General features: G+C 65.4%; 20 protein-coding genes. 4 read left to right on the forward strand and 16 right to left on the reverse strand.

The window, feature by feature from the left end; all coding sequences use genetic code 11:
- Positions 1 to 77: 77 nt before the first annotated feature.
- Together P0D77_RS01240 and P0D77_RS01245 are read right to left on the reverse strand one after the other, a co-directional pair.
- Entirely contained in the window at positions 78 to 503 is a 426-nt protein-coding gene (locus P0D77_RS01240; protein ID WP_277554320.1) for a Zn-ribbon domain-containing OB-fold protein, read from the reverse strand.
- Positions 500 to 1,672: a thiolase C-terminal domain-containing protein gene (locus P0D77_RS01245; protein WP_277554321.1), complete on the reverse strand. Its 1,173-nt coding sequence runs from the start codon at positions 1,670 to 1,672 to the stop codon at positions 500 to 502. Before P0D77_RS01245 ends, P0D77_RS01240 begins: the two co-directional genes overlap by 4 nt.
- Positions 1,673 to 1,815: 143 nt before the next feature.
- Between P0D77_RS01245 and P0D77_RS01250 the strand changes: the two genes are divergently transcribed.
- Complete coding sequence (locus tag P0D77_RS01250) at positions 1,816 to 2,658, forward strand: HVO_0234 family beta-propeller protein (RefSeq protein WP_277554322.1); 843 nt, start codon at positions 1,816 to 1,818, stop codon at positions 2,656 to 2,658.
- A 50-nt stretch (positions 2,659 to 2,708) separates the two neighbouring features.
- Here P0D77_RS01250 and P0D77_RS01255 read toward each other — a convergent pair whose 3' ends face one another.
- Together P0D77_RS01255 and P0D77_RS01260 are read right to left on the reverse strand one after the other, a co-directional pair.
- On the reverse strand, positions 2,709 to 3,659 hold the full coding sequence (locus P0D77_RS01255; protein WP_277554323.1) for a hypothetical protein: 951 nt from the start codon (positions 3,657 to 3,659) through the stop codon (positions 2,709 to 2,711).
- A complete protein-coding gene (locus P0D77_RS01260) occupies positions 3,656 to 3,874 on the reverse strand; it encodes a hypothetical protein (RefSeq protein WP_277554324.1) in 219 nt (72 codons plus the stop codon). The genes P0D77_RS01255 and P0D77_RS01260 overlap by 4 nt, the downstream gene beginning before the upstream one ends.
- A 178-nt stretch (positions 3,875 to 4,052) precedes the next feature.
- On the opposite strand from P0D77_RS01260, the gene prs reads away from it, so the two are divergent.
- Positions 4,053 to 4,904 carry a ribose-phosphate diphosphokinase gene (prs, locus tag P0D77_RS01265; protein WP_277554326.1) on the forward strand — a complete coding sequence of 284 codons (852 nt, stop codon included), beginning with the start codon at positions 4,053 to 4,055 and terminating at the stop codon, positions 4,902 to 4,904.
- Positions 4,905 to 4,989: 85 nt separating this feature from the next.
- Here the strand turns inward: prs and P0D77_RS01270 are convergent, their stop codons facing one another.
- The 3 genes from P0D77_RS01270 to P0D77_RS01280 form a co-directional block, all read right to left on the reverse strand.
- Positions 4,990 to 5,175 carry a hypothetical protein gene (locus P0D77_RS01270; protein WP_277554327.1) on the reverse strand — a complete coding sequence of 62 codons (186 nt, stop codon included), beginning with the start codon at positions 5,173 to 5,175 and terminating at the stop codon, positions 4,990 to 4,992.
- A 141-nt stretch (positions 5,176 to 5,316) separates the two neighbouring features.
- The gene (locus P0D77_RS01275; protein ID WP_277554328.1) at positions 5,317 to 7,731 is read right to left on the reverse strand and encodes a DUF2309 domain-containing protein; all 2,415 of its coding nucleotides are present in this window, start codon (positions 7,729 to 7,731) and stop codon (positions 5,317 to 5,319) included.
- The gene (locus tag P0D77_RS01280; RefSeq protein ID WP_277554329.1) at positions 7,721 to 9,205 is read right to left on the reverse strand and encodes a proton-conducting transporter transmembrane domain-containing protein; all 1,485 of its coding nucleotides are present in this window, start codon (positions 9,203 to 9,205) and stop codon (positions 7,721 to 7,723) included. The genes P0D77_RS01275 and P0D77_RS01280 overlap by 11 nt, the downstream gene beginning before the upstream one ends.
- Positions 9,206 to 9,491: 286 nt before the next feature.
- On the opposite strand from P0D77_RS01280, the gene P0D77_RS01285 reads away from it, so the two are divergent.
- The gene (locus tag P0D77_RS01285; protein ID WP_277554331.1) at positions 9,492 to 10,505 is read left to right on the forward strand and encodes an amidohydrolase family protein; all 1,014 of its coding nucleotides are present in this window, start codon (positions 9,492 to 9,494) and stop codon (positions 10,503 to 10,505) included.
- Here the strand turns inward: P0D77_RS01285 and P0D77_RS01290 are convergent.
- The 3 genes from P0D77_RS01290 to P0D77_RS01300 all read right to left on the reverse strand — a co-directional run bounded on the left by P0D77_RS01290 (position 10,502) and on the right by P0D77_RS01300 (position 12,287).
- Positions 10,502 to 10,987, reverse strand: a complete 486-nt coding sequence (locus P0D77_RS01290; protein ID WP_277554332.1) for an Lrp/AsnC family transcriptional regulator — start codon at positions 10,985 to 10,987, stop codon at positions 10,502 to 10,504. The two genes, P0D77_RS01285 and P0D77_RS01290, sit on opposite strands and share 4 nt — an antisense overlap.
- 87 nt (positions 10,988 to 11,074) lie before the next feature.
- Positions 11,075 to 11,755, reverse strand: a complete 681-nt coding sequence (locus P0D77_RS01295) for a helix-turn-helix domain-containing protein (protein WP_277554333.1) — start codon at positions 11,753 to 11,755, stop codon at positions 11,075 to 11,077.
- A gap of 85 nt (positions 11,756 to 11,840) precedes the next feature.
- Positions 11,841 to 12,287 (reverse strand): hypothetical protein, encoded by a 447-nt coding sequence (locus P0D77_RS01300; RefSeq protein WP_277554334.1) that lies wholly within the window; start codon positions 12,285 to 12,287, stop codon positions 11,841 to 11,843.
- A gap of 159 nt (positions 12,288 to 12,446) precedes the next feature.
- Here P0D77_RS01300 and P0D77_RS01305 point away from each other — a divergent pair, with 159 nt between their 5' ends.
- Positions 12,447 to 12,866 (forward strand): HIT family protein, encoded by a 420-nt coding sequence (locus P0D77_RS01305; protein WP_277554335.1) that lies wholly within the window; start codon positions 12,447 to 12,449, stop codon positions 12,864 to 12,866.
- Positions 12,867 to 12,909: 43 nt separating this feature from the next.
- Here the strand turns inward: P0D77_RS01305 and P0D77_RS01310 are convergent, their stop codons facing one another.
- From P0D77_RS01310 to P0D77_RS01335, 6 genes are all read right to left on the reverse strand, one after another.
- Complete coding sequence (locus P0D77_RS01310) at positions 12,910 to 13,212, reverse strand: DUF7521 family protein (protein WP_277554337.1); 303 nt, start codon at positions 13,210 to 13,212, stop codon at positions 12,910 to 12,912.
- Positions 13,212 to 13,562 carry a winged helix-turn-helix domain-containing protein gene (locus tag P0D77_RS01315; protein ID WP_277554338.1) on the reverse strand — a complete coding sequence of 117 codons (351 nt, stop codon included), beginning with the start codon at positions 13,560 to 13,562 and terminating at the stop codon, positions 13,212 to 13,214. Before P0D77_RS01315 ends, P0D77_RS01310 begins: the two co-directional genes overlap by 1 nt.
- A 299-nt stretch (positions 13,563 to 13,861) precedes the next feature.
- The gene (locus P0D77_RS01320) at positions 13,862 to 14,812 is read right to left on the reverse strand and encodes a hypothetical protein (RefSeq protein WP_277554339.1); all 951 of its coding nucleotides are present in this window, start codon (positions 14,810 to 14,812) and stop codon (positions 13,862 to 13,864) included.
- 1,019 nt (positions 14,813 to 15,831) lie between these two features.
- On the reverse strand, positions 15,832 to 20,595 hold the full coding sequence (locus tag P0D77_RS01325) for an LAGLIDADG family homing endonuclease (RefSeq protein WP_277554340.1): 4,764 nt from the start codon (positions 20,593 to 20,595) through the stop codon (positions 15,832 to 15,834).
- Positions 20,596 to 20,682: 87 nt separating this feature from the next.
- Positions 20,683 to 21,399, reverse strand: a complete 717-nt coding sequence (locus P0D77_RS01330) for a hypothetical protein (RefSeq protein WP_277554341.1) — start codon at positions 21,397 to 21,399, stop codon at positions 20,683 to 20,685.
- On the reverse strand, positions 21,396 to 21,713 hold the full coding sequence (locus P0D77_RS01335; protein WP_277554343.1) for a 2Fe-2S iron-sulfur cluster-binding protein: 318 nt from the start codon (positions 21,711 to 21,713) through the stop codon (positions 21,396 to 21,398). The genes P0D77_RS01330 and P0D77_RS01335 overlap by 4 nt, the downstream gene beginning before the upstream one ends.
- Positions 21,714 to 21,716 lie beyond the last annotated feature (3 nt).

Genomic DNA, 21,716 nt, shown 5'->3' on the forward strand with positions numbered 1-21,716 from the left:
GTCTACCGTTTTTTCGCTGCATCCGAGTAGTCGACGCTCGCTCACAGCGCCAGCGAGACGCGTCACCCCGGCCCGACTCACCGGAGTTCGAAGCGGTGGACCGGCCAGTCGGCTTCGTAGTCCAGCGCGGCCTCCCGCTGTTCTGCCGTCGGTTCCTGCACCGTGAGTTCGACCGGGTCGCCGATGGCGACGTCGGCGTAGTCGGCGTCCACGCGCCCGAGGAGGCGGCCGCCGTCAGCGAGTTCCACCACGGCGACCGTGTACGGCGCGTCCGCCGCGAACGCAGGTGGTGCCGCGTGGACCTCCGTGTACGAGAAGATCGTCCCCTCCGGCGACTGCGGTTCGACGTCGACGGCGCGACTACCACAGGCGTAGCACGCTGGCCGCGGCGGCAACAAGATCTGCCCACAGTCCGCACAGACGCCGCCCAAGAGGTCGCCCTCCGCGAGGGCGTCGAAGAAGCCGGGGAGCGTCCGCGGGTCGCTCGCGTCGAGGTCGGTCATCGTGCCTCCTCCGCGGTGGTGAGCACGTGTCCAACAGTGACGGCGTCCGCGACGCCTCCCTCGTTGAGCAACAGGGCCGTCTCGGCCCCCTCGACCGCGCGGTCCCCCGCGGCACCCGTGAGTTGTTCGTACGCTTCCAACGCCTGCAAGAGTCCGGTCGCACCGATTGGATGCCCACGAGCCTTGAGTCCGCCGCTGGGACTCAGGTGCACGTCCGTCCACCCGTCGGCCCGCTCTGCGGGGTCCAGGTAGCTCTGATAGCCCATCCCCGCGGGAGCGAATCCGGCGGCCTCCGCGAGCAGCGCCTCACAGACGGTGAACGCGTCGTGGACCTCCGCGATGTCGACTGCGTCGGCGTCGATGCCTGCTTCGTCATAGGCAGTCTCGGCGGCGATGCGGGCGCCCGCGATGTCAGTCATATCCCGCTCGGCGACCGCGATGTTGTTCGCGGAGGCCCCGCTACCCGCGACGCGCACCTGCGGGCGGTCGAGGTCCTCGGCCAGTTCGGCGCTCGTCACGAGGACGGCCGCCGCGCCGTCTCCGACCGGCGCACAGTCGTAGAGTTTCAGCGGCGAGGCGACGGGGTTAGACTCCAAGACCGTCGCCACGTCGATCTCTTTGGGGAACTGCGCCCGCGGATTGCGAGCGGCGTTGGCGTGGTTCTTCACCGCGATCTCGGCCAGATCGCGCTCCGTGGCGTCCGTCTCGTGGAGGTACCGCTGGGCCAGCAGTGCGTACTGGCTGGGCGCGGTGACGCCGGAGCGCTGCTCGATGGCGCGGTCGAACGCCGCCGACAGCGCGTCCGTCGCGCCGCTCGTACCGGCGGACGTCATCTTCTCGACGCCGCACGCGAGGACGGCCTCGTGGTCGCCGTTGCGGACGTCTTTGACCGCGTGGCGCAACGCGAGCGCCCCCGCGGCGGCACACCCCTCGACGCGTTCGGCGGGGACGTGACGGAGACCGGCCCACTCGGCCAGGAGCGTCCCGTGCATAATCTGGTGTTCGTAGCTCTCCGACTGGTTGCCGACGTACACTGCCTCGACGAGTTCGGCAGGGTCGGGCAGTCCATCGAACGCCTCCGCGAGTGCGACCGAGAACAGGTCTCGACCCGGAAGGTCCGTGCGGCCGATCGGTGAGGCACCCACCGACGCGATGACTGGCTCTGACATTCGTGCCTCTGCGGTATCAGCGATGTTAGTTAACTATTGTCACGTTTAGTCGTCCTGACAGTCGAATCCTCACGCCTCGACTCGCCGCTCTCGACCGGGCGGCCTCCGCGTCACTTATTCGCCACGCCGACGCACGCCCGCGTATGCCGACTATCGCCGAGAAGCGCGTGTTCACGCAGCGCGACGACGTGGTGCAGGTGCTCGTCGCCTCCTCGATGGGCGTCGCGAGCGTCTCGCTGTCGGGCGACATCGTCGGGGAGTTCGGGATCGAATATCGGTGTGCTGCCAGCGACGTGGCCGCCCGCGGCGACGCGCTCGCGGTCGCTACCGACGACGACGTGCTGGTGGGAGCGTTCACACCGACCGGCCACGGCCCCGCAGTCGCCGTGAGCGTCACCGACAGCGAGGTGCTGGCGGTCGCACCTGACGGCACGGTGTCCACGCTCTCGGGTGAGGCGGCCGTCGGTGGCAACGCCAGCGACGACGCGCCGACGGGCGACGCCTGGACGACGGTGGGCACGGTCGAAGAGCCACGACGGATGGACGGCCGGCTTATCGCCGCCGCCGACGGGGTGTACCGCCGGACAGACGACGGCCTCACCTACGCCGGCCTCGACGACGTGCGCGACGTGAGCGACAGGGGCGTACCACTCGCCGTCACCGACGAGGCGCTGTACACGCTCGGCAACGGGTGGATGCGCGACCTAGATGCACCCGACGGCGAGTCGTTCGGGTGTGTCGTCGCCGACGCCGACGGCGACCGCGCACTCGCTGCGACGGAGACGACGGCGTACGAGCGAAACGACGCGACGGGGACCGACTGGGTCGACCACGCCGAGCCTGGACTCGTCGACGCCGGGTTCGCGGGGCGACATCTCGTCGCCGTCACCGAATCGGGGGAGGCACGAGTGTACGCCGACGGCAACTGGCGCGGACGGATGCTCGGGCTGCCAGATGTGCAGGCGGTGGCCGTTCCCGGCGAGTAAGTGTCCGCCCACGCCGTGGTGTCGATTACGTGGCAGGTCGGTCGGTTCCGCTAGCCTGTGTGAGAAGGAGTGGATGGGCCGGTCGACGCGTTGCCCGCAGACGGAGCCGCGACGGTGAGCGTCACGTCGGCGTCGGCCGCGGCGGCCGGAACGTACACCGCGACGTCGAACGGTCGAGAAGCGGCGGCGACATAGGTTCCCAGCGGGACGTACGTGCGGTCGATCCGACCGCCGTCGGCGCCGCGGAACGCGACCGCGAGTTCGACGTCGACCGCTTCACCCTCGTTCGTGATCCGACCGCGAAGCCGCGCCTCTCGACCACGCAGCGAGAGGACGTCGGCCTCGTCACCGTCCACGTCGTGGAAGGCGATATCCGTCAGGCGAAGGTGGGCGGCGGCGTCGCGGTCGATGTACCGGAACAGTCGCGCACCGATCTCGTCGATGATCGCCTCGGCTTCCGTGTCAGGTGCGAGCACCGTCACCGGGTTCAACGCCGCTCTGAGATCGCTGGCGACGACGCGGCGGTTCGCCCCGGTCGTCTTCAGTCGCCGGTACCCCTCGAGGAACGGGTCCATCTGCCGAGGGAACTCGCCGCCGAACGACGCCTGCAGCGCAGCCAACTCCTCGTCGAAGTCGAGCATCGGCGGGAGCGGTCGTCGGACGCCGGTGGTCGGCACCCACGGTGCAGGCTCATCGAGGGGTCGCGCGGCAGGCGTAGACCGGGGCTCGTCGAAGTAGCCCAAGAGATCGAGCGTGAGTCCGATCGCGACGCTGATCACCGTCACTGCGAGCACGGCGACCGTCAGCAGTTGGCCGACGGCTGACGGCAGCGTGAACTGGAACAGGGCCACGAACATCACTGTCACCCCAGTGACTGTGAGGAGGAACGCGCCGAGGTTCGGTTCTGGGTCGGACGACTGCTCGGCGGTCACGTCCTCGTCGCGTTCGGTGGGAGAGCCAGCGTCGAAGGACGTCTCGACGTCGTCCTCAACGACACTCATCTGGCGGCCGCCCTCCGGGCGGCACCATCGAGTACCTGCACGAGGTGGGATATCCACAGCCCCGCGGTGAGGCCGAACGTCGTGCCGACTGCGGCGATGCGAACCGACTCAGACAGTGGTGCGACCGCCGCGAGCAGGCACACGAGACCGAACGTGATCATCAAGCCGTACTGGATGCGAGTACGACTGTCGAGCGAACGAATACGTCGAAACATACGCTAGTAGACACGTTGGCCACGGTATTGAACATCACTCTCACAGACGGTATACTGCCAGCATCCGGGGACATCGGTGGTTTTGAACGACCTCTGCCGTGGAGTGGGCGTCTGTGACCCGAACGCACGCGTCGCCCGAGTAGGAACGCGTTTGTATGCGGCCACGGGAACGACGTGTATGATCGTACCCGGGTCCGCGTCGCAGGCGCTGTCGGCCGCGCTCGCCGACGAGACGGGTCGTGCGCTCGCCACGCCGGAGTACCACTGGTTCGCCGACGGCGAGGAACGCGCGTCCGTCGCAGACTACGAAGGCGAGTCGGCGGTCGTCGTCGCGACGACCGACTCCAACGACGCGTTCGTCGAACTGCTGCAGTTACAGGACGCCGTCCGCGAGGCCGGCGCGAGTGAGGTGACGACCGTCCTCCCGTACATGGGCTACGCCCGGCAGGACCGCGCGTTCGAACCGGGACAGCCAGTCTCCGCGCGAGCGATGGCGCAGGCCATCTCGACGGGAACCGACCGCGTCGTACTCGTCACGCCGCACGAACCCGACGTGGCGGAGTTCTTCGACGTGCCCGTCGACGTCTTGGACGCCTCGCCGCTGCTCGCGGGGGCGCTCCCCACCGACCTGACGGACCCGCTGTTCCTCGGCCCCGACGAGTCCGCCGAGGGGCTCGCGGTCGCGGTGCGGGACGCCTACGGGGCGGGCGAGACGGACTTCTTCGAGAAGGAACGCGACTACGACACTGGCGAGGTGACCGTGACGCCGAGCGACGCGAGCGTCGCCGATCGGGACGTCGTCGTCGTCGACGACATCATCGCCACCGGGTCGACGATGAGCGAGGCCGTCGCGGCGCTCCACGACCGCGACCCCGCCGCAGTCTACACCGCCTGCGTCCACGGGATGCTCGCGGCCAACGCTCGGACGAAACTCGCCGCCGCGGGCGTGAAGCGTGTCCTCGCGACCGACACCATCGAGCGTGAGTGCAGCACCGTCTCGGTCGCACCGCTCGTGGCCGACTCGTTGTAAGCGGGCGCGATGAGGGCGCTGTCGAGATCTGCGATCGATGACAGTGAGTTGTACACGTGGTGAATATCGGGTGTGTTGACTGTACCTACAAGAGACGTTTCGCGGTGAGATACGCCACCGCGACTGCAACCACACCACCAATTAGGAATCCAACGCCGGAGTCTAAAACAACGAATAGTGGGTATCCAACCCCGAAAAACGCGAATCCAGTAGCGGCGAGGAGGATCCGAACCTTCGTATCGATGATCGCCATCTCCTCGAATCGGCTCATACTCTCTGCTGATCGAGGCTCACAGATAGTACCTGGAGTTGGTCAGATCACCCTCACACGCACGTCGGACCAACGTTCGAGTAGTTCAACAGGAGCGATGCGGACTGCCCGCTCGAAGACGCTTCGAGGACCGCGTCGGAATCAGTCGTCGGCGACCGTCGGCGCTTCGGCCGGCGACTCCTGCCGTGCGTCGACCTGCGGAGCCATCGGCGACCACGTCAGTTCCTCCTCGTAGTGGAACGCGCGGTGCTCCTGCGTCGGGTCGACGACCGTCAGCGAGAGCCAGTCGTTGTCGAGCAACCGGGTCAGTTCCGCGTGGTCGGCTAAGATGTCGGTGACGCGGTCGACCGGCGCGTGGACGACCGTCGAGAGACGGAGTGGCTGGTGGTACGGCGTGTCGTCGTCAGCCATCAGCGACTGGAGCGGGAGGCCCGTCATCAGGTCCCCGCCGTTGCCCTGGTACACACCGACGTTCCCGACGGGGTTCTGCGTCACCTTCGACCCACTGCCGTAGACGGCGTTGTCGACCGTCGAGAAGTAGTACTGCGTGTTGATCCACTGGGTGACGACCATCGGTCCCGTGAGGATGGCTTCCAGCGCATCGCCGTCGGGGTCGGTCGAGTAGTCGTACGAGTGGAGGAACGCCCGCCCGTCGAGGTCGAGGTCGCTCGTCAGGCCGCGCGGCCCGATGACGAACCCGGCGTTGCCGGCCAGTCCCCACTCGGGGCGCGTCTCCGCCCAGTCGGCAGAGCGGCGTTTCGTCTCGCTGACGCCCGACGCGCCGGCAGCGCCCATCGCGTCGGCACGCTCGGCGGTCGCGCGTTCGCGGGCGGTGGCCAGATCCGCACGCAGTTGTTCAAGATCGTCCGCGTGGCTCTCGGGAACGTCGCCGTCGAACAGGTCGACCTCGTCGGTCGTCGTGTTGTGCTCGCCGGCGAGGAACACCGTGTCCTCGGGTACGTTGAAGCCGCGGTCGCGGAGGTCGGCTTTCACCGACTCGTCGTTACAGATGGTCGCGAGGACGCGGGCGTTCGGGCCGCCGGGGTTGCCGGCACAGGCACCGCAGTCCAGACTCGAGTCGTAGGGGTTGTTCGCCGTCTCGCTGGCGTGGCCCGTGAAGACAACCAAGCGAGCGAACTCCGTCCACCCCATCAACTCGAAGGCGGTCGCGGCGTACTCGACTTGCTCCTCGTGGGTCAGTCCGACTGGGAGGTCGCCCGCGTACGTGTGTTGGTGGTGGACCAGTGGCGTACAGAACTCGTGGTCGTCGGCCACCGTGTCATCGGCGGCGTCGAGCAGCGCCGCGACGCGGTCGGGGACGAGCGTCCGCGCCGCAAGCGCGAGTCCGTAGCCGCTCCCGGCGCTCTCGACGTAGCCGAAGGCGGTCGCGGGGTTGGTCTTCAGCGTCTCGACCACCTCACCCGCAGTCTCACGGAGGCGCGACCAGCGGTCGTGGCTCGCCTTTGCCTCCTCGTCGGTCGGCATCTCGGAGATGCGGTGTTGGGGGTCGAGGATCGGCGGACAGGCGTCGACCGACACCGGCGAGTCGTACCCCTGGTACTCCATCGGAATGCCGAAGAAACCGGCGTAGCCGTGCGTCTCGTAGTCGCTGGTATCCTCGACGTGGCGGCGGATGACCTCCGAGCGCGTGTCGATACAGAACACCAGTTGTGCGTCCGGGCGGCCCGCAGCGTCGCTGTCTGCGAGCGCCTCACTCTCGGCGGCGACGCTGTCGACGACCTCGCTGCGGTAACTCGCCTCCCACGCGCTCAAGAACGCCTCGGCGAGTTCGTCGGCGGGGTCGGCGTCCGCGCTGTCGGGGCCGGTCGACGGCTCGACGTCGACGCCGAACGCGTCGAGCAACGCAAGGCGGACGGCGAGGTACTCGGTCAGCGTGATGGGGTAGGTCGACTGCCACGCGCCGTCGTCGGCCGACCGCTGCTTGATGAAGCCGGTCCAGCCCGGAAGCGCGGCGAACTGCTCCTCGAAGATGGGCAGCCACTGACTCTCGGGGTACGACCCCAGCACGGACTCGATGGCCTCGACGGGTGACACCGGGAGGTCGGTGACGATGCCCTCGTCGGGAACCTGTCCGTCGTGGACGGCCACCGACCGGAAGGCGCTGTAGAAGCCGTCGTCGCGGTTCGGCATCGCCCACTCCGCCCGGCCCTCGTCGAGGAACGCCGACAGCCACTTCGTCAGTACGTGGTCGACTCGTTCGGCGTCGGTGTCGGCGTCGGTCGGCGTCGACTCGACACCGGTGTCCATCTGCTCCAAGAGGTCGACAGGGTCGCCGTCGAAGCCGCGGTCGGCCAGTTCCGCGTCGAGTATCTCGGGGTCGATCTGACCGTCGTCGATCGCCGCCCGGAACGTCTCCGGCGTCGGGTAGCCGCGGCCGCCGAAGAGGTCGGCCGCCTGCGTGACGGCCTCGCCGAACGGTATGTCCTCGAAGCCGGACAGCGGGTTCGCTGTCACGAACGAGTGGACGGGCCAGACCGATCCGACCGTGGTCGCCGCGTTGTCGATACTGTCTTGGATAGTGTGTTCAGTGCTCATTGTACTCCTCCGTGCTGGTCAGCACGGTGCTGGAGGCGGGTTGACTCGCGTTCAACAGCGCGACGTAGAGGCGGTGACTCCGCTCGTGCAGTCCAGCCTCCATCGCGACGTACACCGCGAGGAAGCCGACGGCGACGACGACGTGGAGCGCGCTCAACTCCGCCGGTGCCGAGACGACCGGAAGCCCGGAGAGGACGCCGGAGATAGCCTGATAGACGAGTGCGTAGACGGTGAGGGCCGGGAGGAACGCCAGCGGGACCGCGGCGTAGCGTGCCGTCGCCGAAAGCGCGGTGCGTTCGACGACGCTGCGGGCCGCGTGCAGCGTCGTCAGCACGACGAACAGCGCGAGCAGAAGGCCGCTGTCGACGCTCGTTCCCTTCCCAGTGAGGAGTGCGAACAGCGCGCCGCCCGCGAGGCCAGTGACCACGACGACGGCGACGTCCGCGAACGTCGTCTCGTGGCGGTCACGTCCGGTCGGGGCCGTGCGCTCGACACGCCCGCCCGAACTCAGGAAGTAGTACGCCTTGTAGAAGCCGTGCAGGATGAGGTGCGTGATGGCGGCCCCGAAGAAGCCGAGGCCGGCCTGCATAATCATGAAGCCCATCTGCCCGACCGTCGAACAGCCCAGTTCGGACTTGATGTCCGACTGGACGGACTTGAGCAGTTTCCCGAGGAGGGCGCTCACCGCACCGACGACGACGACACCGAGCATCAGGGTGGCGTCGACGGTCACGACCGGCGCGAAGCGGACCAGCAGGATGCCGCCCGCGTTGACGAACCCCGCGTGCATCAGCGCCGAGGCGGGCGTCGGGGGGGTCATCGAGGAGAGCAACCAGGTGTGGAACGGGACGAGTGCGGACTGCATCATCGCAGCGAGGACGAGCGCCGCGGCGGCGATCAGCCACACCGGCCCGCCGAGGCCGTCTGCGGCCGCGGCGATTCCCGAGACGGTCGTCTCCCCGGTCGCCCACCACAGCGCCGTCAGCGCGACCCCGAGGAGCGCACTGCTGGCGAGGAAGTACCGGCGGGCGACGGCCCCAGCGGCCTGTGCTTGCGGCCAGCCGTCGACGACACCAATGAGTTTCGCCATCACGAGGCCCATCGCCAGCCACAGGAATCCGAACAGTGCGACGTGGTCGGCGGCGACGAGGCCCATCACGGCGAGCGTGAATCCGAAGACGCCGATGAAGAACCCAGTCTGGTAGGCGCTCCCGGCCAGATAGCGGCGAGAGTAGCTGTGGACGATACCGCTGAAGAAGGTGACCACCACCCACAACAACACGGTCAGGCCGTCGATGGCGGCCACACCGGGCACCTCCCACGCACCGTCGAGTCGGACTCGGGCGGCCAGGACGACGACGCTCGCGGCGAACAGCGACCACACGAGCCACGTTAGTACGGCGGGCACAGACGGCGAGTCGACCGTCGTGTCCGGAAGCGCTCCGACCGTTTGGTTCGAGGTGCGTCCTGACATCGTTCACTTCGTCGTACGACCGTCCCGGCGACCGAGCCGATGTATCGGACCCGTTTTGGTCGTCTCTGAGTGCTTCAGAGAACGGAATGCGTATTAAATCTGCTTATCTTCACAAACTGTTCGCAATATTCGTATGAAAGAACATTATGTTTCTGCAGGTGCCAGTCGTGCGGGAGTCGGAGGCCGACGCGGCGCCGGTCGGCAGATCACGTTCGACACGGCGCTCCCGAATCGTTCGAAATCGCTGTTCAGGAAATCATATCGTTCTCGACGCTGGTGTGCCGGTATGGAAGAACTCTCGGGGACCGTGCTCGCCGGCCGGTCGTTCGACCCGATTCGCGGCCGCGTCGTCGTCGCAGACGGCCGGATCGAGGCGGTCGAAGAGACGGACACCACCTCGACCGACATCATCGTGCCAGCGTTCGTCAACGCGCACACTCACATCGGAGACTCCGTCGCGAAAGACGCGGCCGCCGGCCTGTCGCTCGACGAAGCGGTGGTCCCGCCGGACAGCCTGAAGCACAGACAGCTGGCGGCCGCCGACCGTTCTGAACTCGTGTCGGCGATGCGCCGGACGCTCCGATTGATGCGCCGAACCGGGACGGTCTCGTGTCTGGACTTCCGGGAGCAGGGCGTCGAAGGGGCACGCGCCCTCCGTGAGGCAGCGACGGCAGACGTCGCCGACGCGTTCATCCTTGGGAGCGGCGACCCGGCGGTCCTCGACGTCGCCGACGGCTACGGTGCCTCCGGCGCGAACGATGCCGACTTCGCCGACGAGCGTGCCGCGTGTGCCGAGCGTGGTGTCCCGTTCGCCATCCACGCGGGTGAACCGGACGCGACCGACATCCACCCGGCGCTCGACTACGATCCCGATCTGCTCGTCCACATGGTCCACGCACAGCAAGCGCACCTCGACCGCGTGGCAGAGCAGTCCGTTCCGATCGTCGCCTGCCCGCGGGCGAACGCGGTCCTCGACGTCGGGACGCCCCCAATTCGAGAGTTGGTGGACCACACCACCGTCGCACTCGGGACGGACAACGTGATGTTGAACCCCCCGTCGATGTTCCGGGAGATGTCGTACACGGTGACTCGGTTCGACGTGACCGCTCGGGAAGTGTTGCGGATGGCGACGACGGCTGGGGCCGAGATCGCCGGCCTCGACTGTGGCGTCATCGAACCCGGTCGACGGGCGGCGCTTGTCGTCCTCGACGGCGATTCGGACAATCTGGCAGGTTCGGCCGACCCAGTCGAGGCGGTCGTCCGCCGGGCGACCGAACTGGACGTAAAACGGGTCGTCTAGGCGTCGTCGGATTCCGGGGCGCTCGCGTCGAACTTGCCGAACGGCGTCGTCTCGTGGGTGCGGACGAGGACCTCGTCGGCGACAGTGAGTCCCATATCGAGGAGTTCCTGTGCGATGGGCGTGATGTCGTCATCCGTCTCACCAACGGCGGTCACGAGGAGGTTCTGTTCGCCGGTGACCAACTCCTGTACCGACACGACGCCGTCTATCTCCAGGATGTCTGGGATGATCTTGCCCCGTTCGGGGATCGACGCAGTACAGTACAGCAGCATTCGGAGCGGGTACCCGGACTTCTGGTAGTCGACGATGGCGCTGTACCCTTTGATCACATCGTCAGATTCGAGCCGCTGGATCCGCTTGCGGACCGTGCTGTCAGAGGTGCCGGTCCGTTCGGCGATGTCGCCTGAGGACATATTTCGAGCGTCTTCCTGAAGCGCGTACAGGATCGCTTTGTCTACGTCGTCGATCTCGTTGGAAGTCATACCGGCGTATCGGGACAAAGGCACTTTACCTTTTGATGTCAGCCGGACACCCGGTCACGGCACGGATGCCCCTCCAAGTGTTCGTCGCTACTGACGCTCCAACTCGCGCTCGGTGAAGAAGCGGTCGACGACTCGGGCGGTTCCTCGCCGAATCGTCTCGCTGACCGTCGAGGTGTCCACGTCGAGTGCGTCGGCGACGTCTGCGAGTTTGGCCTGCCGGGGGACTTCGAAATAGCCCATCCGCCGAGCGACGGCGAGACACTCACGCTGTCGTGGAGTCAGCACCCCCGTCGGGTCGTCGCGGTGGACGACCGAGCGTAGGTCGTACCGCAGGTCGCTCGCGTCGAGGCGGTCACCGAACGCCTCGAACTCCGAGCGGGTCGCCGTCACCGCGAACGCCATCTCGCCGTCGCGCACGTCGAGCGGGAACTCCGGCAACAGCGACGCCGACCCGAGGAACTCGAACAGTGAGCGGTCGGTCGTCTCGTACTTCGAGAGCGCTCGCTCCTCGTCGCAGTACAACAGGTCGTACGTGCGCACGTCCGAGTGGTCACGAATAGCCGCGACCACCGCCTGCGGGTCCGACGCGTACACCGCACCGAGTTCGAGCGACCGGTCACCGAGTGGGGCGGCGCTGAGGAGGCGAAGCGTGGCCTCGGGGAACGCGCGTGAGACCTCGCCGATCCAGCGGTCCTCGCCGAGCGTGAGGTGAAACTCCGCGCGGATCATCTCGCGTGCTCCCACCCCCTCGTCGCGACCGGTCGCCACATACCCGATTGCCGAGACGGGCGAGTATAACGATACCTCCGGCGACTTCCACCGACCCACAGCAACTCGTTCAGTCGACGACTGCTCATCCGGTCGACCCGCGCCACAGTCGATACGAGTAGCCCGCACCGACGGCGACAACGGCGATCAACAGCAGCAACACCACGAACGCGGCGTACCCGAATAGCGGATTCGCGTACGGCAGGATCACGTCTGCCGGGGGTTCGACCGCCCACGGACTCACGTGGAAGAATACCAGCATCCCGGTTCCGAGCGTCATCACGACCGTCCAGTAGCGCGCACCCGCCCGCCCTGTCACAGAGAGCAGCAACCCCACAGCGACCAGCGGGTAGATCACGAGGCTGTACGTGAACGGCGTCACCTCGGGGGTAATCGGCCACCCGACGTGGTTACCGCGGATCACATGGTCAACGTGATGAGCCAATCCTAGCAGAGTCGCCACCGCGAACAGCAGATACGCCCGCGCCGGGAGCGTCCGCCCACGGCGTTCGGATGAGGGAGTGCGATCCACACTCGCAGTTCGTCGCTCGCTGGGAAGCGAGTTTGCCCAACATCGTGGGTTGTCGTCTGCCCGACCGCGTGACCGACCCGACGGGTTCGCAGGGAGCCACACCGGCGACTGTCGAACTGTCCCGCAGTTTGAAGCGGGCGGGCGACACACCGAGTACGTATGAGCGACGACTGCATCTTCTGTATGATCATCGCGGGCGACATCCCCGGTCGCATCGTGGCCGAGACCGACGACGCTCTCGCGTTCCTCGACGCGAACCCGATGGCCCGCGGGCACACGCTCGTCATCCCGAAGGCGCACCGCCAGCGCATCGCCGACCTCTCCCAAGAGGAGTCGCGGGCGGTGTTCGACCTGGTTCACGAACTGACGCCGCGCATCGAGAGCGCGGTCGAGGCCGACGCCCACACCGTCGGCATCAACGACGGCGAAGACGCCGGCCAGGAGGTGCCGCACGCACACGTCCACATCATCCCACGCTTCGAGGGCGACGGCGGCGGTCCCATCCACGTCGCCGCCGGTGAGCGTCCCGACCTGAGCGACGACGAACTGGACACCATCGCGAGCAACATCGGCGAGTAGTCGGGTGGGTGAGGCGGGCCGAACGGGCGAGCGATACCCGCGGTCACTCCCGGCGTGCGAGCACGACCGCATAGAGGATCGACCCCATCCCGATCAGTTCGACCCCGTTCCCCACGAGGGGGAGGAACACCGGGCCGGCGATCCGGGCGGTAAGCACCGTCGCGACGAAGTCGATGACCGTGAACGACGCGATGCCGAGAGCGAGGAACAGCATCGGACGGCTCCGGTTTCGGCGGTAGCCGTAGAACGCGAGTGCGACGACCACGAGTCCGACGGCCGAGGAAACCCACCACACGGCAGTTCCGATGAGTCTCCACGTCTCCGACGGGAAGACGGGCGTGCTCATCACAGCCCCTCCCAGAGGTCGGTGAACGCGTCGGCGAACGACTGTGTCGCCGAGACGGTCTCGATTCGGACCTCGAAGTCGCCGTCGTCGAGGCTGACGAGGAGTCGGTCGAGTTGCGATTCGTACTCTCTCGTGTGGTCGCCGTCGGCGTCCGGGCGGACGCGGGACGTGACGAGGTCGGACGACTCGAGTGCGTCGAGTCGGCGGTACACTGTCGAGACGGACATATCACACTGGTCGCTGAGTTCTGATGCGGTCATTGGCTCGTGGCTGGTGGCCGCGAGGAGCGACCGGGCGTACTCGTCGTCGAGGAGGGCGAACACGTCAGCAGGGGATGCTCCATCGGCCACACGTGCCTCCTGTCGTGGGATAGTCAAAAAACGACAGCAGGACTCGCTGGGTCAGCGAACGACCCCGAACGCGCCGACGTGGGCACTCATACCTTCGTTTTCAGGACAGCGAGGAAGTCACACAGAACGTTCTCTCACGTGCACGTCCACATCGCCTTCGGATTCGAGGGCGACTGAGCCCGCACATCCGCGCCGCTACGAGCGGCCTGAAGTGGGTGAGTTCGAACACGCTTGCACAGAGACACAGGTAACGTACCGGTCTCACACTTCCAAAACAACAATCTCTCAGCCGAGAGGCATCACCGGCGTTGTCGGTGGTCAACAGCCCGAGATGTCGCAGTTCTTGTCGGAGACGGACCAAAGTCGAAAATATACAGCAGGGTCACACACGTACTGAGCCCTGCAATCGCCGTAAGGAGCAATCCAGGGGGGTTGATGACAGCGGTTAGGTCGACTCCAGCGACTGTCAAACCGTGTTCAACTAGCCACGCGTTGAGTATCTCGCCATCACCCAGTTCTTCGCCAGGGAGGATGTCGAATGGACCGATGTAGATCACGTCAATCGCCGCTGCACTCAACAACCCGTAGAGCCGCCACTGGCTTTTCCACCAGGTTTCTGGGTCGGTCCGCGCCCCTGCCCACTGAATACTGACAAACAGCGGTAGCACGATGCCGACCACTGGCCCGGCAGCCACACTGAGGAAGTATCCAAGGTCGCTTCCGGCATATGCGGGCACTGTGACATAGAAGACCGGAATGACGCCACCGAAAACACCAGTGACGCCGTATCCGCGCCAGATGTTGCCTGCCGTCCCCTCGAAGCCAAACGTTCCGCCCGTGATTCCAAGGACTACGCCGTGGGCAACTTCGTGAAGAATCCTCGACGGAAAGAACCACACGTACAGACGAAAGAAGCCGAGTTCAGCGACCCCCGGAAGCAAGACCCGATAGTAGATCAGTTGCGCCACGTAAAAGCCGAGACTGGCTGGACGCCAGACAAACGATTGGGTGAGAGAGTTGACAACCACCCAGTCAGTGTGTTCGATCAAGGGTAGTTGCCAGAGTCCACCAACGATGGGGAGGTCACGGGCCGTGTCTGGAAGATACTCATCGGGATCGGTAGCGCGGTGCCAGGATACATACCGCTCGCGCTTTGATGAGAGTCGAGTGAACACTCCCCGATGATCGAGTACGAGCACGCAGAGGTATCCACCGAAGATTGCAATCGGATGGCTCGTGAGTAGTTCCATCATCCGGCGACCAGCCTCCGGAGCCGGACGCGCCCGGACCGATCCGGACACAGATTACGATCCCTCGCGTCCATCGGCTCTCGATTTCGTCACAGGGTAGAATAGTAGACTGGAGATAACCGAGTTGGCGCCTCAGTTACAGAGAATCGAGGAGAAAGCCCACGATTTTTAAGGCGTAAGGAGACCCTCACTGTCGAGGCAGGAGCGTCCGGCGGCCGTCGCCGATGCGCGGGGTCAAGAAGGTCAACTCGTACACCCGCGACAGCAGGTCGCTCGCGGCCGAATAGGGGTCAAAAGTGCTGGCTGAATATGAACTACACCGGCGTATATACGCGCCAAAGTCCGGTTATCGAGGAGTATGAGTGCTGGTGCCCAAACGGAGCAGTGAGGTGAAGGTCACGTCGAACGCTGGTGGGTGCGGTATCGACAGTATGCAGGCTCTTCCGTTCGATTTCGCCGCCTCAGCCCACAGGATCTAGGGGTGTCGACCTCGCCACAGACGTACATAGCCGTACAGTAGAGGTAGAGTCCCTGAGACAGCCCTTTCTGCACGGGGTGCAGCGAGTTCGTGTGAAGGAAAGAACTGGATGAATCAGGACCTTCAGCGCTTCTATCGGCCAGCATCAGCGTATCCAGTGTCTCAGCCGTGGTGTTGTCGCCGACTGCCGAAATCGCTGAACGGCCGGTACAGCCCCTATACAACCTCTAAACCGGGTTTATTGTATGTGCAGTCGATGTTAACAGGTGAGACTGCCTCGCCGTCCAAGTGCCCGAAACGGGCTGTTCGCGTCATCTACTCGCCGCCTACTCGCGACGCCCCCGCGGCCGCCGTACGATGGTAGCCGTATTCCCACAAGCGGATTTAGCCGAGATTCGTACCGTCTAATCTGACCTCTAATTTCGCCGATTTCGTCAGCCTTGACGCGTCTGTATGGGGTGTACGAATCGTCGGTTGGATCTCACCGTTACGCGGCCACTCGGAGTGGAACTGAGAAGATACTGCCCCGGTTTATTCCCGTTTATGTCGTGCGAACAAATCCTTGCTGAGGTTCATATATTTCACCGCGGGTGCGGAGTTTCTCCAGTTGCTGTTCGGCCTTTCCGGCGTCCATCCCGGCTTCGTCGGCACGTTCGAGGATCGCGTCGACAGGCGCACCGGGTTCGTCCTCGTACTCCTGGGCGATGGTCTCGATGAGGTCTTTGATGCCCTTGATGCGGTCGCGTTGGGTCTTCGACTGCCCGGTCTCGACCACGTCGGCGTCGAACTGCCCCGTCTCGGGGTCGACGCCGATGTCCTGCAGACACGAGCGAACGATCTCGATGACGCGCGTGGCGTCCTCCTCCTCGACGGTGTCGGAGAGACGGACACGGGCGCTCGCCTCCGAGAGACGGACGAGCGCCTCCAGTTTCCGGGCGGTGACGGGGACGGGTGCGTCCTCGTCAGCGCCCTTCGCCCGGAGGTCGACGTAGAAGTCGCGGATGGCCGCCCGCGCCTCGTCGGTCATCGTCGGGAAGCAGTTGCGCTTCGAGTAGGCGATGTACTTCCGGAGCAGTTCCGCGTCGATGACGGGTGCGACCTCTTGGGTTACCTCGTCGACCTGTTCTTGCGTGAAGTTCGAGGTCGACATCTGCTCTCGTTGGGTGTTCAGTTCACCCGCATAGTTCGTCGTCAGGATGTGGTCGGCCAGTTTCGCGTCGTGGTCGGGGTCGGGACTGTCGGTGACGGTGAAGATGAGGTCGAACCGCGAGATGAGCGCGGGTTCTAAGTCGATCTGTTCGCCGATTGGTTCGTACTGGTCGAAGCGCCCGTACTTCGGGTTCGCGGCGCCGAGCAGCGAACACCGCGACTTCAGCGTGGCGTTGATCCCCGCCTTCGAGACGCTGATCTGCTGTTGTTCGAGCGCCTCGTGCATCGCAGAGCGGTCCTCGGAGTTGTGGACGACCATCCCGTTTGCGATGAAGTTGTGCGTTCCCTCGACAGTGAGGTCGTAGACATGTCCGTCTTCATCGGGGAAGACCTCATCAGTGGCCACAGACTCGACACGCTTGATCCTTCGACAGAGGACATCACACCCAGTTAGGTCTGCCTGTCTGTTATCAGCAATGACGCCACCGTCACTCGCGGTTGGCGGAACCGAACGCGGGACGTATGCACAATCACCCTTAGTGAGTTTGGACGCTGCGCGCTCAACGCGCTCTCCGTCTTCTCGGATGAAGAACGGGTGATCCTCCGTGGAAGTGAGCTGGTCGCCATTCTCGAGCGTCACCTTCGTGAGCGACGATGGGGCTTCGTACTCGTGGACCGCAGTGACCGATCGCTGCACAATCTGTCCATCGTCAGTCATCGTCCAGGCGTCGAGGCCAACGTCGCGGATAGTCCGCCCGTTCGACAGTGGCTCGACAGATCCGTCTTCAGCCGCTTCCTTCGCGATTTCACCAATCCGTCGGATCTGACCGTCACCGAGGTGCACGAGCGTATCGCCCGTTACACACCGCATCTTGTCCAACTCGTCGACCGCCGCGATGCCTTTGTCCGCGAGAACGAGCGCACCGGCTTCCAGTGTCCACTGCTGGCCGTCGCCGAAGTCGTCGCGAACCGCAGCGGCGGTGTTGTGAGTAACGAGGCCGTTTCCGGCGAAGTTGTGCGTCTCGGGGACCGTCAGGTCGAACACCTCCTGCTCGCCGACATCGGTCACGTCTGTGACGCGGTCCCATCGGAGATCGGCGTCGACGGCTTCCCGAACAGCGGATTCCGCCTCACCCAGATCCACATTATCGAGGATCTGTCGTGCTCGTCCGCGGCCGGGGTTGTCACCGTGGGTAACGTTTGTGTGGTATGCGCCACCTGCGCCGTCAGTCGCGACGAGTGCCGACCCGACAGGGATCGTTTCCTCGCGACGGGTCGCGTCGCCTGTGATCTGGTCCAGTGCCGCGGCTTTCTCGTCGACCTCGAAGCCAATAGCGTCCGCGTACCGCTCAATGTTCGCGCCGTACAGTTCGACAAAGTGCTGGACGTGCTTCGACTCAATGGTGTGTCCGTTGTCGAGTTCGTACGTCCCGCGGCGGTCACGCTCACGGCGGCGAGCGCGGATGTTGTACGTCTCCAGCATCAACTGGATCTGTTCGGCTAATCGCTCGCTGATCGTCGAGATGAGAACACTCGAACCGCCATTCTCGCGGACCGACACTGCCCCGTCGGCGTCCATCAACCCGCGGAGGAACGCATCCGCGTGGGCCGCAGTAGTGAGTTCGGGTGCGAGTTCTAGGTCGGCTTTCGGCGTCTGCATCCCCGCGTTGGCAAACAGCCGTGCGATCGTTGCACTTCCGACTCTAATAGATGGGACGCGACCCTCCTGCCGCTCGATTTCGGGGCGTTTGTCGAACTTCGCCGCGAAGATATCACGCGCACGCTCCAACAGCGCCTCGTTTCCGTTGGAGATCCGGACCATTCCGCGGTTGCCACCGCGTCGATCCAGCGAGATATCCCCATCTCCGAACACGAGCCCGAGGAGGTACATTAGGTCCTGGTCAAACGTCTCCGGGAGCGTGATGCTGTCCCCGTGCCGTATCATCAGCCGGTCGAACGCAACATCTTCGCGGGTTAACTCGACTGAATCGAGAATTCGATCGAGTTTCGCGAGCGGGACGTGTCGATTGCGGAGAGAATCGTAGATAAAATCTTCCGAGAGGTCGAGTGCGGCCGCCGCGGCACGAAGGTGTCCAAAGCGATCACAAAGCGCGTTACGAAGCAGTTCCACGGACTCGTCGGCCAAATCCACCTTCTCAGTGGTGAGTTCGAGGAACGACCTGACGGAGACCTCGCTCCGGTCGAGATCACGGTACCTCGGGACGGCAACGTGCTGTCCCGGTTCGATGTCGGAGACGGCGACCCACTCCAGGCCGTTCGCCCCACACGTCAACACCGGCGTGTTCTCCGAGGCCGTGAGTGACTTGCCGTGAGCGGTTTCGATCCGGCGGCACGGCTTCTCCGGCATCCGCCAGACGTGAGAGGACTCGCGGTTGACCATCGTTCCCGCGTCCCTGTCGAACGTCTGGAGCCCTACACGCTTCGTCGCACTCGTCTCTTCGGAGACGGGGATGGGGTGTTCCGTCGTTGCGAGGTCGCGGACCTCACGCAGGCCGTCTTCAGTGTGGATCAGCGTGTCGCCGGTGACACAGAGACCGGCACTCGACGAACCCTTGCCGGACGTATACACAGAACGCGGCGCGATGTTCCGGATGTACGAGAGCATCTGGGAGTTGTGGGAGACGAGTCCGTTCGAGACGTAGCTGTGCGTCCCTTCGACTTCGAGGTCGTACACCCACTCCTCGGCAGGTTCGACGCGTTCGAGGGACTCGATAGCATCCCACGCAACCACAGAGGCAGACGGCACAGCACGTGTCGATGCAGCACCACCATCGGTTGCAGCGGCGGCGGCCGCAGCGACCGGCGTCCCCACCGAGAGTTCGTCGGCACGAACCGCGTGAGGTCCACCAGCACCGCGAACGAACAGCGGGTGCGACGGCGTCACCTCTAGTTCCCGCCCGCTGTTCGTCCGGATACGGAGCATTTCCTCGGGCGCCTCGCGCTTCCAGACTTTCGTTGCTTGCCGCGGTTCGATATCTCCGTTCGGTCTGAGCGACGGTACCGAGAAGTCGGCGTCGTCCCACACCCCGTCGTCCACCGGCTTCGGGTCGTCAAGATTCGACTCGACCAACTCACGGATCGGCACGTCACGTCCGTCCGCGAGTGTCACCCGCGTATCTCCGTCGACGCACTTCCCCGTCCCGGGGTCCCCGATCAACAGCATATGCAAGTCGCCCCGAATCCGCGACCCGTCTGGGAGGTGCTTCGTGACCCCGGAGAACAACTGGAGGATCATCGAGAGTTTCTCCTGGTCGTAGCCGTAGATAGAGGGCGCGACGGAGGCGACCATCTCCTCGTAGATGTCGTCGTGGGTGGACAGTTCGAGGATCTCCTGTTTGTCCTCGTCGGTGATGTCCATATCCTCGAACTCCTCGTCTTCGATGACGACCGACACCCCCTCCATATACGGGTCGAACACGGTCGTCTTCTCTTGGCCGGAGGTGACCTGCTCCATCTCCAGACGCCCGACGACGGTGACGTGGTCACCCGGCGTCACATTCCCGCAGACGTCGTCTTCGAGGTTCACGTCGATTGACTGTGGCGTCTCGCCGCCGCGGAGTCCCTCGGGCGACTCCTGCACCCGCAACTGCTGTGAGTCGATGAACTTCGACTCTTTGTTGTTGACGCGGAACGGCCCCTGCCGCTCACAGCCCTGACACTCGTGGGGTTCCTGGAAGCCAGAGTCGTTCTGCGGGATGTACGTCATCGTCCCGCAGCGCTGGCACTCGAAGGCGGCCTCAACGATCTTCGGGCGCACGTCGGTCGCCTTGCGGACGATGCCCTGCACCGCGACCATCGACCCGATGTGGTCGTCGCTGACGCGGATGCCGCGGATGTCGAGCGTGCTCTCGCGCGGGAGGTTGCGCAGGCGGACGTGCGCCTGCCCCAGCGAGATGTCGACTGGGAGGTCGTACGTGCGAAGCGCCTCCTCGGCGACGTCTTGCATCTGTCCGGGGCGGTTGAGATACCGCTCGGCCAGATCCGGGTCGTAGGTGTAGAGGTCGTCGTATTCGAGGTACAGCGAACGCTGTTCCTTCGGGTACTTCTGTGCGAGACGCGCGATGTCGTCCGCGTAGTAAGTCCGATAGAAACTGAGGAACTCGTCGACGTCCTGTCCCTCGGCGGCCTGACTCATTACACAGAGGTAGTTGCCTCTTCGGGTAAGAACTGTCGCCTCCGAGTGGAAGTGGTCGACCTCGTTTGCGACACCGCCGAGTGTGCCCTACGCCGCCACCGCGCTCCCGAAGTGGCGACGCCGTGCCTCCCGGGTGCCGACGGCGAGGAGGACACCCCCGACGAGCGCCAGCAGGCCGGCTTCGGCGGTCGGCGCAACGCCGCCGATGACCCCCCACCCTGCCGCGACGCCGCCGACGAACCCCATCTGCACGACGAGCACCGCGACGAGGGCGTACCGACGGCCGGTGTCGGCGTACAGCGACCCGACGGCGGCCGTCTCGGCGGCAGCGTGCCCGGCGACGACGATGGCGCCCGCCAGTCCGAGTGCCGCGTCGGCGGCGTAGACGGTGGCGAGGACGACGCCTTCGAGGCCACGGTGGAGCGTCACGGCCCCCAGTGCGGCGTCCGCACAGCTACCGCAGTCGGTGATCCCAACACCGCGGGCGAGATAACTGACGCTGACACCGACCGTGAGGCCAACGAGGGCCACTGCCGTCGCCCGCGTGACGGCCAACGCCAGCGCTGCGGCGCCGAGCGCGAACACGAGCATCGGGAGCGCTGCCCGCCCCACGGCCCACGGAACCCGGCCGTAAGCGATCAAGACAACCCCGCCGCCGAGTAGACTGACGAGGACGACGCCCGCGACGACGACTAGGAGAGAGAGACCCGTCGCGTCGGCGGGTACGCCGTGGGCGGACGCGGGTGTCGACAGAAGAGTGACACCGAACGCAGCGACGGCCGCGCGTCGGATGATCGATCTCATTTCCACGGGTTCGGCACGAGGTCGGCCTGTATCTCCGCGCCCACTTCGATTCGGCAATCGGAGCGCGGTTCGGCCACACACAGCAGGACGTACCCGTCCCGTCGATGGCGGGGCTTCAACCCTCGTGGGCGGTCGATATGGACGAGGTCACCCTCCAGCAGGCGGCCGGTGCAGGTGGCGCAGGCCCCGTACAGACACCCGTAGGGGACGCCGAGGCCCGCACGCTCGGCCGCGTCGATGACCGTCTCGGTCTCCCGAACCTCGACGGTCTCCTCCCGGCCGTCACGCCACTCCAGGGTGATCTCGTGGGGCATCGG

Origin of the sequence: Halobaculum limi (assembly GCF_029490015.1) — an archaeon.
Classification (GTDB): domain Archaea; phylum Halobacteriota; class Halobacteria; order Halobacteriales; family Haloferacaceae; genus Halobaculum; species Halobaculum limi.

Coding starts and splice junctions, on each gene's coding strand:
- P0D77_RS01240 (WP_277554320.1), bottom strand. CDS start 503: ATGACCGACCTCGACGCGAGCGACCCGCGGACGCTCCCCGGCTTCTTC.
- P0D77_RS01245 (WP_277554321.1), bottom strand. CDS start 1,672: ATGTCAGAGCCAGTCATCGCGTCGGTGGGTGCCTCACCGATCGGCCGC.
- P0D77_RS01250 (WP_277554322.1), top strand. CDS start 1,816: ATGCCGACTATCGCCGAGAAGCGCGTGTTCACGCAGCGCGACGACGTG.
- P0D77_RS01255 (WP_277554323.1), bottom strand. CDS start 3,659: ATGAGTGTCGTTGAGGACGACGTCGAGACGTCCTTCGACGCTGGCTCT.
- P0D77_RS01260 (WP_277554324.1), bottom strand. CDS start 3,874: ATGTTTCGACGTATTCGTTCGCTCGACAGTCGTACTCGCATCCAGTAC.
- prs (WP_277554326.1), top strand. CDS start 4,053: ATGATCGTACCCGGGTCCGCGTCGCAGGCGCTGTCGGCCGCGCTCGCC.
- P0D77_RS01270 (WP_277554327.1), bottom strand. CDS start 5,175: ATGAGCCGATTCGAGGAGATGGCGATCATCGATACGAAGGTTCGGATC.
- P0D77_RS01275 (WP_277554328.1), bottom strand. CDS start 7,731: ATGAGCACTGAACACACTATCCAAGACAGTATCGACAACGCGGCGACC.
- P0D77_RS01280 (WP_277554329.1), bottom strand. CDS start 9,205: ATGTCAGGACGCACCTCGAACCAAACGGTCGGAGCGCTTCCGGACACG.
- P0D77_RS01285 (WP_277554331.1), top strand. CDS start 9,492: ATGGAAGAACTCTCGGGGACCGTGCTCGCCGGCCGGTCGTTCGACCCG.
- P0D77_RS01290 (WP_277554332.1), bottom strand. CDS start 10,987: ATGACTTCCAACGAGATCGACGACGTAGACAAAGCGATCCTGTACGCG.
- P0D77_RS01305 (WP_277554335.1), top strand. CDS start 12,447: ATGAGCGACGACTGCATCTTCTGTATGATCATCGCGGGCGACATCCCC.
- P0D77_RS01310 (WP_277554337.1), bottom strand. CDS start 13,212: ATGAGCACGCCCGTCTTCCCGTCGGAGACGTGGAGACTCATCGGAACT.
- P0D77_RS01320 (WP_277554339.1), bottom strand. CDS start 14,812: ATGGAACTACTCACGAGCCATCCGATTGCAATCTTCGGTGGATACCTC.
- P0D77_RS01325 (WP_277554340.1), bottom strand. CDS start 20,595: ATGAGTCAGGCCGCCGAGGGACAGGACGTCGACGAGTTCCTCAGTTTC.
- P0D77_RS01330 (WP_277554341.1), bottom strand. CDS start 21,399: ATGAGATCGATCATCCGACGCGCGGCCGTCGCTGCGTTCGGTGTCACT.
- P0D77_RS01335 (WP_277554343.1), bottom strand. CDS start 21,713: ATGCCCCACGAGATCACCCTGGAGTGGCGTGACGGCCGGGAGGAGACC.